Source organism: Leifsonia sp. Soil_N53, from assembly GCF_057655165.1.
The window spans coordinates 23,129-35,649 of sequence record NZ_JBDGMM010000054.1 but is presented as its reverse complement, the minus strand read 5'-3'; the positions used below and the strand labels follow the sequence as shown (position 1 = coordinate 35,649).

The following is a 12,521-nucleotide window of genomic DNA, read 5'->3' as shown; positions in this document are numbered from 1 at the left end:
AACAACCATGATCGCTACCCAGCCGAGGCGGCCACGCATGGATCGTTCAGCCACCAAGAAGCCCGTCGGGGTCGAGATTGCAGCTGTCTATCGCCGCGGCTTTGGCATCATCCCTGGGCAGATCGCCAGCGAGATAGTCCTTGACACCGTAGCCGGAACCCACGAGATCGTTGCGTTTGAAACATTCGACGATCGCCGGAACCATGTCCTTGTACGAAGGATTGACCCGCATCTGCACGTAGAACATCGCGATCGGCCACTCGCCAGACTCGTCTGAGCATCGGGACTCTGCCTTGTGCGCTTCGTCATGCGACATGGATGGTGCGGGAGTGTACGAACCGCCGTCGAAACCGTAACGGGTCAGCGTGATTCCGGCCGCAGACATGCACTTCGAGTAGCGTTCCTTCATTTCTGCGAACTCTTGGTCGGACACCTTTCCATCCTCAAGGGCCGCTTTGATCACCGGCGACGTCGCTTTCTCGAATTCGCGCTTCATCTCGTCGGCCCACGTTCCGGATGGAGCCGCGCCAACCTCGTCGGTCTCCAGCGGTGCGCCCGAGCACCCGACCTGGGCAACGATGAGAACACTCACAAACAGCGCTCTGTTGAACCTTCGATGGGACACGATGTGTTGCTTTCGATAGTGGAGGGGACGGCGCCGCCCACTGAGCGACGCCATCCCGGCTGCTTCTACTTGACGTCGTAGTATGCGGTGTTTCCACCGATGGCCGAGATCGCCCGAGCATTGGCCCAATAGCCCGGCGAGGTCCAACTCGCGTAATCGCAATTCGCGCCGCACGCAGTCGCCAAGATCTTCATGGTTCTCCTTGCTAGAACTTCCGGCATATCTGTTTCACTGCCGAAATGTTTCGCCTAGCATACACACGTGTCGCGTCTACAGTGGAAGATTCTCAACGATCCCGCACGCGCGAGTTCGCGGTGGTCCGCTAGACCGGCGCCACGCCCACCACCGAGAATGACCCCATGACCCAGGTGAACCCCGACCGGCCCACCGGCGGCGAGCGCGAGCGCATCCGCCAAGCGGAAGACGGGACGGTCGGCTGGCGCGACTGGGGCCCGTACGTCGCCGAGCGTGCCTGGGGGACGGTGCGGGAGGACTACAGCGCGGACGGCGAGGCCTGGGACTTCTTCCCGCACGACCACGCCCGCAGCCGGGCCTACCGCTGGAACGAGGACGGCATGGCCGCGTTCTCCGACCTGAAGCAGAACTGGTGCCTCGGCCTGTCGCTGTGGAACGGGCAGGACCCCATCCTCAAGGAGCGGATGTTCGGTCTCAGCGGCCCGCAGGGCAACCACGGCGAGGACGTCAAGGAGTACTGGTGGTACCTCGACGGCACCCCGACGCACTCCTGGAACACCTGGCGCTACCACTACCCGCAGGCGGCGTACCCGTACGAGGACCTGATCGAGACCAACGCGCGCCGCACCAAGCTGGAGCCGGAGTACGAGCTCGTGGACACCGGCGTCTTCGACGACGGCCGGTACTGGGTGGTCACCGTGGACTACGCGAAGGACGGCCCGCACGACCTCCTGATGCGCGTCACCGTGGAGAACGCCGGGCCGGAGCCGGCGACGCTGCAGGTGCTGCCGACGCTCTGGTACCGCAACACCTGGTCGTGGGGCTACGAGGTCGCGAAGCCGGGTCTACGGCTGGACGGCGGCCGGATCGTCGGGAGCGGGCCGTCCGGCGCGCTGGCATTCGCGGGAGACGGGGCGCCGGAGGCGCTGTTCTGCGACAACGAGACCAATACGGCGCGGCTGTTCGCCGCGACCGACTCACCCGCCTACCCCAAGGACGGCATCGACGACCACATCGTGAACGGGCTCCCGACCGTCAACCCGGAGCGAACCGGGACGAAGGCCGCCCTCCACTACGAGCTGACCCTCGGCCCGGGAGAGTCGCAAGTCCTCCGGCTGCGCTTGACCGGGGGCGCCGGCGATCCGTCGGCGATCGCCGCCCAAGACCTCGGGCCCGCGTTCGACCGCGTCGTCGAGCGCCGGACGGCCGAGGCGGACGCCTTCTACGCGGGACTGGAGAACGCCCCGGCCGACCCCGACGAGGCGCGCGTTCTGCGCCAGGCGTTCGCCGGGCTGCTCTGGTCCAAGCAGTACTTCCACTTCAACGTCGACAAGTGGCTGGACGGCGACCCCGCCGGTCCGCCGCCGCCCGCCGGGCGTGCCGCCGTGCGCAACGGGCAGTGGCGGCACTTCGACGCCGACGACGTCATCCTGATGCCCGACCCGTGGGAGTACCCGTGGTTCGCCGCCTGGGACCTCGCATTCCACTGCGTGACGATGGCGCACATCGACCCGGAGTTCGCGAAGGCGCAGCTCGTCCTGCTGCTGCGGGAGTGGTACATGCACCCGAACGGGCAGCTCCCGGCCTACGAGTGGAACTTCTCCGACGTCAACCCGCCCACGCACGCCTGGGCGGCGATCCAGGTGTTCCTCATCGACGGCGGGCGTGACTTCGGCTTCCTCGCGCGCATCCTCCACAAGCTCCTGATCAACTACACCTGGTGGACGAACAGCAAGGACGCGGACGAGGACAACCTGTTCGAGGGCGGCTTCATGGGCCTCGACAACATCGCCCCGCTGAACCGGTCGACCCTGCCGCCGGAGGTCGGGACCATCGAGCAGGCCGACGCCACCGGGTGGATGGCGACCTACGCGCTCGACCTGCTGGAGATCGCGCTGCGGCTCGCCCGCGAGGACGACGTCTACGAGGACGTGGCCGTGAAGTTCGCCGAGCAGTTCCTGCGGATCGCCGGGTCGGCCAACGACTCCGGCATGTGGGACGACGAGGACGCCTACTTCTACGACGTGCTGCACCTCGCCGACGGCCGGGAGGTCCCGCTCAAGGTCCGCTCCCTGGTCGGGCTCGTGCCGGTGGTCGCGTCGCTGGCCTACGACGAGCCGGGCGTGCGGACCCTCCCCGAGTTCCGCCGCATCCTCAGCCGGTACCTGGAGAAGCATCCGGAGCTGGGGTCGGCCTTCCACCGGCGGCAGATCGGCAGCGAGCAGGTCTATCTGCTCGCGCTCGTCTCGCCGGAGCGGCTGTCGCGCATCCTGAAGCAGGTGTTCAACCCGGCGGGGCTGCTCAGCGACCACGGCATCCGCGGCGTCTCCGCCTACCACCGGGAACACCCCTTCATCGTCGAGGTCGACGGCGTCGAGGCGTCCGTCGACTACGAGCCGGCGGAATCCACGACCGGGCTGTTCGGCGGCAACTCGAACTGGCGCGGGCCGGTCTGGTTCCCGCTCAACGCGCTGCTCGTCGCCGCTCTCCAGCACTACGAGTCGCACGGCGAGACCGGAGTGCGGATCGAGGATCCGCTCGGGTCGGGCAACGCGCTCACCCCCGGCGAGGCGGCCGACGACCTGTCCCGTCGCTTGATCGCGCTGTTCCTCCCCGGACCCGACGGACGCCGGCCGTCGGACGCCCGCTACCCGCTGCTCTCGGCCGACCCGCGCTGGAAGGACAACATCCTCTTCTACGAGTACTTCGACGGAGACACCGGCCAGGGTCTCGGGGCGTCGCACCAGACGGGGTGGACGGCGATGGTGGCGCACCTGATCCTGACGCGGGGGCGGTAGCAGGCCCATAGCGGGCTCATAGCAGAGCGAGAGCCCTGAGAGGAATCACACACTCCACTGTTCGCGCGCCGGACGTCGACTGTTCATCTCCTGGAGGCCGCCCGGGCAACGTCGCGGGTGTCTGCTGTCCCCTGCCCCGTTAGTCAACGCAGAGGAACGATCGACGATGAGAATGTCTCCCGCCCGAACCATCACCGCGGGCGCACTGCTGTGCGCCGTGGGCGCCGCCGTGGCCTTCGCCGGCGCGCCGGCGGCCGCCGACCCGCGGCCGGCCCTGATCCCCGGCGACCTCCTGGTCAGCCGCCTCCACTACACCGGCACGTCCGACCTGATCACGCCCGGCGTGACCATGCTCCCGACCGGCGCGACCGCGATCGCCGACGGCTCCTATGCGCACGTCTGGGACAACGCCACGGTCGACGCCAACTTCGGCGTGACGGCGCCGATCTCGCTCGACCAGCTGACGACCTCCGGCGCCGCGGTGAACAGCACCGCCGTCCCGGTCGGCGTCGCCGGCTCCTCGAGCACCGGCCACGACCTGCTCACCGGGAGCTTCTCCTCCAAGTCCGAGGGCGCGCTCAACCTGTCCACCGGCGGGAGCGCGGTGACGTTCATGGGCTACGTCAGCCCGAGCAACGTGCTGGACGCCTCCAACGGCAACACCCCCGGCGTCGTCGACCCGACCAACCCGGACGCGCAGCAGGTCTACCGCGGCGTCGGGCAGCTCGACGCGAACGGCCGCTTCTCGTTCACCTCGACCAACGCCTACAGCGGCGACAACGGGCGCGCCGCCGTCCTCGACGAGGCGACCGGGAAGTACTACGCCGCGGGCAACTCCAACAACGGCGAAGGCACCGACGTCCCTGGCCTCATCTACGGCACCGGCGCTCAGCTCATCACGCCGGCCGGCACGCCCGAGCAGGCGCAGAAGCCCGGCCAGCCCACCCCGGCCGGCGGGTTCGGCGTCGGCGAGCTCGGCGTCACGAAAGCGGACAAGCTCGGCAAGGACACCAACTTCGCGGCCGTGGCCATCCACGACGGCGTCGTCTACTACACCAAGGGCAGCGGCTCGAACGGCGTGGACACCGTCTACTTCATCGACACGACCGGCACGGCCTGCCCGACCGGCGTCGGCACTCCGGTCCCCGGCGCGGCGACGCCGGCCACCCCGGACGCCGTCGACCCCGTGACCGGCGAGCCCGCGCACGACATGTGCGTCCTGTCCGGCTTCCCGACCGCCCTCGCGAAGTCGATCAAGACCCCGGAGGTCGGCGGCGCGCAGAACAGCACGGCCTTCGGCGCCCTGTGGTTCGCGAACGACACCACGCTCTACGTGGCCGACTCGGGCAACGGCACCGACACCTTCAGCGGCGGCAGCTACACCGCGGCGGCGGCGCAGAGCCTCGCGGGCATCCAGAAGTGGTCGCTGACCGGCGGCGCCTGGAAGTACGACTACACGCTGCAGTCGGGCCTCGGCCTCGGCACGCCGTACACGGTGGCGGGCCTGCCGACCGGCACCAACCCGCTGACCGGTGTCCCGTGGACCCCGGCCGTCGACGGCATCCGGAACTTCACCGGAAAGCTGAACGCGGACGGCAGCGTCAGCCTCTACGGCGTCACCACGAGCATCGGCGGCGTGAGCGACTACGGCGCGAACGCGAACAAGCTGGTCGCGGTGACCGACACGCTGGCGGCCACCACCGCGCCGGCCGGCGCGACGTTCCACACGCTGCGGACGGCCGCGGCGGGGGATGTGTACCGCGGGGTGTCGTTCACGCCCGGTTCCTGACGCATTCGTGCCGAATGTCGTGAAAACGCGGCGTTTTCGCGACATTCGGCACGAATCGGCGCTGCGGAGCCGCGACATGCGCTTGACTGTGGCCGCTCCATCTCGACGCTCCTCCACGATCTCGCTCGGAAGGATCCACCATGACAGCACCGCAGACCCCGACAGCCGCGCCGCTGGACCAGCCGCTCTACGGGGCGTCGTTCGGCGACGCCATCCGCCGGTTCTTCGCGAAGTACGCCGACTTCACCGGGCGGGCCAGCCGCAGCGAGTACTGGTGGTGGGTGCTGTTCGCCGCGATCGTCGGCGCCGTCTACTCGATCCTGCTGCAGTCGCTGGGGACCGTCGGCAACGGCGGCAACGGCTACGGGCCGATCGGGTGGATCCTGACCGTTGTCTACATCCTGTGGGGGCTGGCGATCCTGGTGCCGAGCCTCGCGCTGATCTGGCGTCGCCTGCACGACGCGAACCTGGCCGGTCCGTTCTTCTTCCTGGGCTTCATCCCGCTGGTCGGCTGGATCATCCTGCTGGTCTTCTACCTGCTCCCGTCCAAGCCGGAGGGCGCGCGCTTCGACCGTCGCCGCGCCTGACGATCCCGCCACGCCTCGCGCGTGGCGGCATCCGGCCGGTCAGGCTCCCGTCGCGGGGGCTCCCGGCCGGATGCCCACCGCGGGCAGCATCACGCCGTCGATCAGCGACAGCAGGTAGGCGCGGTCGACGGGCTGCTGCAGGATGAGCACGCGGTAGGCCGTCATCGACGGCATGATCATCGCGAGCGTCTCCACGTCGGTGTCGGCCGAGATCTCGCCGCGCTCGATCGCCCGCTGCATGAACCGGCGGTTGACGGAGGCGCGCGGCTCGACGATCGCGGCCGTCACGGCGTCCACCAGGTCGGGGTCGCGGGCCAGCATCGACGTGAGGCCGGCCATGATCTGGAGCTTGCGCTCGCCGTCCTCGATCGCGTGCGGCCGGATCATGGCGACCAGGTCGCCCCGGAGGGTCCCGGTGTCGGGCAGGTGGTCGAAGTCGATCGCGTTCTTCTTCATGCACGCGATCGCCTCGACGACGAGCTCGCCCTTCGAGGCCCAGCGGCGGTAGACCGTGGCCTTGCCCGCCTTGGCACGTGCGGCGACCATGTCCATTGTCATGCGGTCGTAGCCGGTCTCGGCGAGGACCTCCAGCGCGGCGTCGAGGATGTCTGCGTCGCGGGTGTGATCGCGCTTCCGGCCGAGTCGCGGCGCGGAACCGGTGGCGTCGAGCTGCGTCATTGCGGCCTTCCCCCTGTGTCTCGTGGTGTGTCGGTAACGTCAGGACCATTGTAAGGTTAATTTCAGAACTCGGGAGATCCGAAACTGGCGAGTTTCGTATATGCTCTCCCTCATGACCCAGACCTCTCCCTCACCGTCGGTCGCGCTCGCGGCGCCGGGCGGCTCCGTCCCGCACTCGCGGCGCTGGTGGACGCTCGTCACCGTCGCGATGGCGCAGCTCATGGTCGTGCTCGACTCGACCGTGGTCAACATCGCCCTCCCGGCCGCCCAGCAGGACCTCGGCTTCTCCAACGCCGACCGGCAGTGGATCGTCACCGCCTACTCGCTCGCCTTCGGCAGCCTCCTGCTGCTCGGCGGGCGCATCTCCGATCTCATCGGCCGGAAGCGCGCGTTCATCATCGGCCTCATCGGCTTCGCCGGGGCCTCCGCTCTGGGCGGAGCGGCCGGGACGTTCGGGATGCTCGTCGGCGCCCGAGCGCTGCAGGGCGCGTTCGGCGCACTGCTCGCCCCGACCGCTCTCGCCGTGCTCACCACGACCTTCACGGTCCCGAAGGAGCGCGCCCGCGCGTTCGGCATCTTCGGCGCGATCGCCGGAGCCGGCGGCGCGGTCGGCCTGCTGCTCGGCGGCGTGCTGACCCAGCAGTTCAACTGGCGCTGGAACCTCTACATCAACGTCTTCATCGCCATCGCGGCGATCATCCTGGCGACGATCTTCGTCACCGCAGGCCACCGCTCGGGCCCGCGGCCGAAGCTCGACATCCCCGGCACGATCCTGGTCTCCGGCGCGCTGTTCTCGCTGGTCTACGGGTTCTCCAACGCCGAGAGCGACGGCTGGGGCTCGCCGCTGACCTGGGGCTTCCTCGCCGCGTCCGGCGTGCTGCTGATCGCGTTCGTGCTCTGGCAGCGCAAGGCCACGCATCCGCTCCTCCCGCTGCCGATCGTGCTCGACCGCAACCGCGGCGCCTCCTACAGCTCGATCCTCATCGCGGGCTCCGGGATGTTCGGCATCTTCCTGTTCGTCACGTACTACCTCGAGACCACGCTGAAGTTCACGCCCATCCAGACCGGGCTCGCCTTCCTGCCGATGATCGTCATGCTGGTCATCTCCGCGCAGTTCTCGACCAACCTGTTCCTGCCGAAGTTCGGGCCGAAGGTCATGGTGCCGATCGGCATGGTGATCGCCGGCTCCGGGATGCTGCTGCTCACCCGCCTCGGCGTCACGGCGAACTACGGCACGGAGATCCTCCCCGCGCTGCTGGTGATGGGCGCCGGCATGGGCTCGATCATGCCGCCGGCCATCCAGACGGCCACCCTCGGCGTCGACCGCCACTTCGCCGGCGTCGCCTCGGCGCTCGTCAACACGAGCCAGCAGGTCGGCGGCTCGATCGGCACCGCGCTGCTCAACACGCTCGCGGCGACGGCCCTGACCGACTACCTCGCCGCGCACCTCCCGCCGACGCCGGGCGTCGTGCAGGAGGCCGCCGTGCACAGCTACGCCACGGCGTACTGGTGGAGCGCCGGGTTGTTCGCCTTCGGCGCGGTGCTCTCCGCACTGCTGTACCGTCGGCGCCGGCCGGCCGCGGCCGCGGAGTCCGGGGCTCCGGCGGCGGACGCCGAGCCGGTGGTGGCGCACTAGGCACGAACCGGCGGACTGTCAGGAGGGTCGCCCCTCCTGACAGTCCGCTGAGTGCAGGTGGACGAAGCGGAACGATGGGTCTACTGTCCGCGGTCGGTCTGCCGTTCAGTCAGTCTCCCGTCGACGCAGTCGGCCGGGGCGGCGACCGCGGAAGGAGTCCCGTGGCCCTCAACCTGCCGCTGCCCCCGCACCTGAGCGTGCGCCTCGACCCCGACGCGACCGGTGAGCTCCTGGTCGACGGATCCCGGGAGCGGTTCGCCGAGGCGAGCACTGAGCAGCTCCGCGAGGTCGTGCTCGGCCGCGTCGGCCAGATCGCGGCCTCCGCCGGCCACCCGGTGCAGCTCACGGTCTCGGACGAGGAGGGCGACTGGCTGCTGGTCGTGCACCCCGACGGCACGATCGGCGATGAGGAGGAGCTGGCCGCCGCCCCGCCGGAGCCGGTCGCCCTGCTGCCGCGCACCGCACCCGAGCGGACGTCGTTCCTGCACGTGGAGAAGCCGCGGCCCGACCTGGCGCGGTCGGGCGTGCGCGGCGCGCTCGCCCGTGCGGGCATCCCGTTCTCGCCCTCGGCGGCTGAGCTGCGGGAGCGCGAGGAGCTGGATGCCGTGAGCCGGCACTGGGCCGGCCCGCGCACGATCGCGATCGTGAACGGGAAGGGCGGTGCGAACAAGACGCCGACCACCGCGCTGCTGGCGGCCGTCTTCGCCCGCAACGGCGGTTCCGGCGTGCTCGCCTGGGACAACAACGAGACCCGCGGCACGCTCGGCTGGCGCACCGAGCAGGACGACCACGACGCCACGCTGCAGTCGCTGCTGCCCGCCGCCGACCAGCTGCTCTCCGCCGGCGCCCGCAGCGCCGACATCAGCCACTTCGTCCACCACCAGAACGCCGACAAGTACGACGTGCTGCGCTCCAACCCGACCATGCTGGCCACGGAGCAGCGCATCTCGAGCGCCGACTTCGACCGCCTCCACGAGGTGGCCACGAAGTTCTACCGCCTCGTGATCATCGACAGCGGAAACGACGAGTCGGCCGAGCGCTGGCTGCGGATGGTCGACCACACCGACCAGCTCGTCATCGCCACGACCGCCCTCGGCGAGCACGCGGAGGCCGGGGCGCTGCTGCTGGAGGCGCTGATGCAGCGCGACCCGCAGTCGGCCCGGCTGGCGCGCGACGCGGTCGTGATCGTCTCGCAGTCCGAGCGCACGGGCCCGGAGTCGAATGTCAGCCGCGTCGCCAAGGGCTTCGAGCCGCTGGCGCGCCGCGCGGTCACGATCCCGTTCGACCCGGAGATGCACGGCGGCAGGCTGGCGTTCGACACGCTCGCGCCGCGGACGCGACGGGCGTGGCTGCACGCGGCGGCGGCGGTGGCGGAGGGGCTGTAGGGCGGGCTACCGCACCCCGAACCGCGCCATCGCCTCCGGCGTCACCGGCGTGAAGAAGTTGACGACGGTCCCGTCCGGATCGCGGAACAGCATCGAGCGGTTGCCCCAGGGAAGTGTGGTCGGCTCCATGACGAGGCCGCCCGCCAATTCCGCGATGCGGTCGCGTCGGGCGTCGACGTCGTCGACGAGGAACTCGAGCATCATGCCGCCGTTCGAGCGCGGGGCGACGGACGCGGCCGCGAAGCGGTCGGTGAGGGCGGTCGCGCTGATCGCGATCGTGCCGCGGTCGGTCACCAGTTCGGCGAATTGGTCGTTGGCCCACTGCGCGTCGATGCCCAGAGCCTTCTCGTAGAAGGCGACGAGTCGTGGGACGTCGTCGGTGGGGAAGCGCACGGATGCGAAAGTCATGGCAATCTCCTGTCTATATCAGTCAGCTTATATAAGTTGACTGATACAGTGCAAGCATGGCCCCCCAGAAGAGCACGCTCGAGAAGATCGAAGGCCCGCGCGACTTCGGCGACCGGCTGACCTACCTCGTCCGGCGCATCGACGGCGCGCTCGCGCACCGGCTCGATCAGCGCCTCCGCGGGTACGGGCTCACCCCGGCGCAGCTCTCCGCCCTCGCACAGCTCGACATCGAGCATCCCGGCACCCTGACGGGCGCGCAGCTCGCCGACCGCTCCGGCGTGACCGCGCAGTCGATGTCCGCGGCGATCGCGCGGCTCCTGGAGCGGGGACTGGTCAGCCGGACACAGAGCACTGTGCACGGGAGGCGGCTCGATGTCTCCATCACGCCGGCCGGCGCGGAGCTCCTCCGCATCGTCCAGCACGAGACGCTGGATGCCGAGGCGGCTGTCGACTTCGGTCTGGACGACGGCGAACTCGAACAGCTCAAGAGCACTCTGCGGCGCGTCGCCCGCGCGCTCGGGGTCTTCCTGCCGGCCGACCACGGCCCCGGCGTCCCGCGTCAGCGGTAGTCGTACACCCGCTTGTACTTGCCCTCGCTGCGCGGCAGCTCGCCCGGCTCGGCGAGGGTCACCTCCACGGTCGTGCCGATGTGCACCTTGATCTTCTGCCGCAGCACCTGAGCCGCGGCCAGGCACACCTCCGGATCGAGCTCGGGGTGGCGCTCGATCCGCACGGTGAGCGCGTCGAGGCGGCCGTCCTTGCGGAGTTCGAGCACGAAGTGCGGCGTCAGGGTCTCGATGCCGAGCACCAGCTCCTCGATCTGGGTCGGGAACAGGTTCACGCCGCGCAGGATGATCATGTCGTCGTCGCGCCCGGTGATCTTCTCGATGCGGCGCAGTGCCGGGTACGCGCTGCCGGGCAGGAGCCGGGTCAAGTCGCGGGTGCGGTAGCGGATGACCGGGAAGGCCTCCTTGGTCAGCGACGTGAAGACCAGCTCCCCCACCGTCCCGTCCGGCGCCGGCGCGCCCGTCTCATGGTCGATCACCTCCGGGAGGAAATGGTCCTCCCAGACGTGCGGGCCGTCCTTCGTGACGACCGACTCGCTCGCCACGCCCGGCCCCATCACCTCGCTGAGCCCGTAGATGTCGACCGCGAGGAGGCCGAGGCGGCGCTCGATCTCGGCGCGGAGCTCGTTGGTCCACGGTTCGGCGCCGAGGATCGCGACCTTCAGCGACGTCCCGTGCGGGTCCAGCCCCGCGGCCTCGATCGCGTCGGCGATCGTCAGCAGGTAGCTCGGCGTGCACATGATGGCGTCGGGCTCGAAGTCGTGGATGAGCTGCACCTGCCGCGCGGTCTGGCCTCCCGACATCGGGATGACGGCCGCGCCGATCCGCTCGATCCCGGCGTGCGCGCCGAGGCCGCCGGTGAACAGCCCGTAGCCGTACGCGTTGTGCACCTTCCAGCCCGCCTCGACGCCCGCGGCGCGCAGCGAGCGCGCGACCAGCCCGGCCCAGCGGTCGAGGTCGCCCCGGGTGTAGCCGACCACGGTGGGCCGCCCGGTCGTCCCGGACGAGGCGTGGATGCGCCGCACCTCGGCCATCGGCACCGCGAACATCCCGAACGGGTAGGTCGAACGGAGGTCCTCCTTGGTGGTGAACGGGAGGCGGACGACGTCCTCCAGAGCGCGGATGTCGGCGGGCGCGACCCCGGCGGCGTCGAACTTGGCCCGGTAGAGCGGCACGTTCTCGTAGGCGTGCCGCACCGTCCACTGGAGGCGCTTCAGCTGGAGGTCGCGCAGCTCGGCAGGCCTGATCGCCATGGGGTCGAGCTCGCGGAGGTCGGGCTCGCCGAGGTCGGGGGCGGCGGCTGCCGGTGTCGTCGTCGACATGGGGTCCTTACCGGGTCAGTCCGTGCTGCCGTGCTCGACGGCCGAACGGTTGGTGGTGAGCGAGCGGCCGCGGAACTCCGCGACGATGTCGCCGGTCTCGTCGGTCACCGTGACGTCGTAGACGCCGTTGCGGCCGACCACGGTGCGGCGCACGGCGCGCGCGGTGAGGGTCTGACCGGCCCGCGTGGACTTCAGGAAGGTGATGTCGGCGCCGGCGGCCACCGTGACCCGTTCGTCCTCGTTGCAGGCGATGGCGAAAGCGGTGTCGGCGAGCGCGAACACGAGCCCGCCGTGCGTGATGGCGAAGCCGTTCGTCATGTCCTCGCGGACCGCCATGCTGACGACCGCCTCGCCGGGCTCGTCCTTCTCGACCACCATGCCGAGCGCCGCGGACGCGCGGTCGCGGACCATCATGGGCCGGAGTGAATCTGAGCTCACGTGCGCACCACCCGCGGAACCTCCTCGTTCCTTACCGATCGTTCAGTAAATAGTGCCATCGGTGGTGCCACGGCGCAACAGCCGAGCGAGAACT

Annotated in this window: 11 protein-coding genes; 6 read left to right on the top strand and 5 right to left on the bottom strand. The window is 69.8% G+C overall.

Annotated features, from left to right (window positions below; translation table 11 throughout):
- Positions 1–46: 46 nt before the first annotated feature.
- A complete protein-coding gene (locus tag AC3A3H_RS07655; RefSeq protein ID WP_487613959.1) occupies positions 47–592 on the bottom strand; it encodes a hypothetical protein in 546 nt (181 codons plus the stop codon).
- A gap of 392 nt (positions 593–984) precedes the next feature.
- On the opposite strand from AC3A3H_RS07655, the gene AC3A3H_RS07650 reads away from it, so the two are divergent.
- The 3 genes from AC3A3H_RS07650 to AC3A3H_RS07640 all read left to right on the top strand — a co-directional run bounded on the left by AC3A3H_RS07650 (position 985) and on the right by AC3A3H_RS07640 (position 5,994).
- On the top strand, positions 985–3,618 hold the full coding sequence (locus AC3A3H_RS07650; protein ID WP_487613958.1) for an MGH1-like glycoside hydrolase domain-containing protein: 2,634 nt from the start codon (positions 985–987) through the stop codon (positions 3,616–3,618).
- Between the two features lie 166 nt (positions 3,619–3,784).
- Positions 3,785–5,407: a hypothetical protein gene (locus AC3A3H_RS07645; RefSeq protein ID WP_487613957.1), complete on the top strand. Its 1,623-nt coding sequence runs from the start codon at positions 3,785–3,787 to the stop codon at positions 5,405–5,407.
- Between the two features lie 140 nt (positions 5,408–5,547).
- Positions 5,548–5,994, top strand: a complete 447-nt coding sequence (locus AC3A3H_RS07640) for a DUF805 domain-containing protein (RefSeq protein ID WP_487613956.1) — start codon at positions 5,548–5,550, stop codon at positions 5,992–5,994.
- Between the two features lie 39 nt (positions 5,995–6,033).
- On the opposite strand, the gene AC3A3H_RS07635 is transcribed toward AC3A3H_RS07640, so the two are convergent.
- Positions 6,034–6,672, bottom strand: a complete 639-nt coding sequence (locus AC3A3H_RS07635; RefSeq protein ID WP_487613955.1) for a TetR/AcrR family transcriptional regulator — start codon at positions 6,670–6,672, stop codon at positions 6,034–6,036.
- A gap of 112 nt (positions 6,673–6,784) precedes the next feature.
- Here AC3A3H_RS07635 and AC3A3H_RS07630 point away from each other — a divergent pair, with 112 nt between their 5' ends.
- Both AC3A3H_RS07630 and AC3A3H_RS07625 read left to right on the top strand, forming a co-directional pair.
- On the top strand, positions 6,785–8,308 hold the full coding sequence (locus AC3A3H_RS07630; protein ID WP_487613954.1) for an MFS transporter: 1,524 nt from the start codon (positions 6,785–6,787) through the stop codon (positions 8,306–8,308).
- 161 nt (positions 8,309–8,469) lie between these two features.
- Positions 8,470–9,693 carry a MinD/ParA family ATP-binding protein gene (locus AC3A3H_RS07625; RefSeq protein WP_487613953.1) on the top strand — a complete coding sequence of 408 codons (1,224 nt, stop codon included), beginning with the start codon at positions 8,470–8,472 and terminating at the stop codon, positions 9,691–9,693.
- Between the two features lie 6 nt (positions 9,694–9,699).
- Here AC3A3H_RS07625 and AC3A3H_RS07620 read toward each other — a convergent pair whose 3' ends face one another.
- The gene (locus AC3A3H_RS07620) at positions 9,700–10,101 is read right to left on the bottom strand and encodes a VOC family protein (protein WP_487613952.1); all 402 of its coding nucleotides are present in this window, start codon (positions 10,099–10,101) and stop codon (positions 9,700–9,702) included.
- Between the two features lie 56 nt (positions 10,102–10,157).
- On the opposite strand from AC3A3H_RS07620, the gene AC3A3H_RS07615 reads away from it, so the two are divergent.
- Complete coding sequence (locus AC3A3H_RS07615) at positions 10,158–10,670, top strand: MarR family winged helix-turn-helix transcriptional regulator (RefSeq protein WP_487613951.1); 513 nt, start codon at positions 10,158–10,160, stop codon at positions 10,668–10,670.
- Here the strand turns inward: AC3A3H_RS07615 and AC3A3H_RS07610 are convergent.
- Positions 10,661–11,989, bottom strand: a complete 1,329-nt coding sequence (locus AC3A3H_RS07610) for an AMP-binding protein (RefSeq protein ID WP_487613950.1) — start codon at positions 11,987–11,989, stop codon at positions 10,661–10,663. The two genes, AC3A3H_RS07615 and AC3A3H_RS07610, sit on opposite strands and share 10 nt — an antisense overlap.
- A 15-nt stretch (positions 11,990–12,004) precedes the next feature.
- Positions 12,005–12,403, bottom strand: coding sequence for a hydroxyphenylacetyl-CoA thioesterase PaaI (paaI, locus tag AC3A3H_RS07605; RefSeq protein ID WP_487613949.1), 399 nt, complete (start codon positions 12,401–12,403; stop codon positions 12,005–12,007).
- Positions 12,404–12,521 lie beyond the last annotated feature (118 nt).

Excerpts from the sequence above, each read along its gene's own strand:
- AC3A3H_RS07640 (WP_487613956.1), top strand. The coding sequence starts at position 5,548 with ATGACAGCACCGCAGACCCCGACAGCCGCGCCGCTGGACCAGCCGCTC.
- AC3A3H_RS07630 (WP_487613954.1), top strand. The coding sequence starts at position 6,785 with ATGACCCAGACCTCTCCCTCACCGTCGGTCGCGCTCGCGGCGCCGGGC.
- AC3A3H_RS07645 (WP_487613957.1), top strand. The coding sequence starts at position 3,785 with ATGAGAATGTCTCCCGCCCGAACCATCACCGCGGGCGCACTGCTGTGC.
- AC3A3H_RS07610 (WP_487613950.1), bottom strand. The coding sequence starts at position 11,989 with ATGTCGACGACGACACCGGCAGCCGCCGCCCCCGACCTCGGCGAGCCC.
- AC3A3H_RS07635 (WP_487613955.1), bottom strand. The coding sequence starts at position 6,672 with ATGACGCAGCTCGACGCCACCGGTTCCGCGCCGCGACTCGGCCGGAAG.
- AC3A3H_RS07620 (WP_487613952.1), bottom strand. The coding sequence starts at position 10,101 with ATGACTTTCGCATCCGTGCGCTTCCCCACCGACGACGTCCCACGACTC.
- paaI (WP_487613949.1), bottom strand. The coding sequence starts at position 12,403 with ATGATGGTCCGCGACCGCGCGTCCGCGGCGCTCGGCATGGTGGTCGAG.
- AC3A3H_RS07615 (WP_487613951.1), top strand. The coding sequence starts at position 10,158 with ATGGCCCCCCAGAAGAGCACGCTCGAGAAGATCGAAGGCCCGCGCGAC.
- AC3A3H_RS07650 (WP_487613958.1), top strand. The coding sequence starts at position 985 with ATGACCCAGGTGAACCCCGACCGGCCCACCGGCGGCGAGCGCGAGCGC.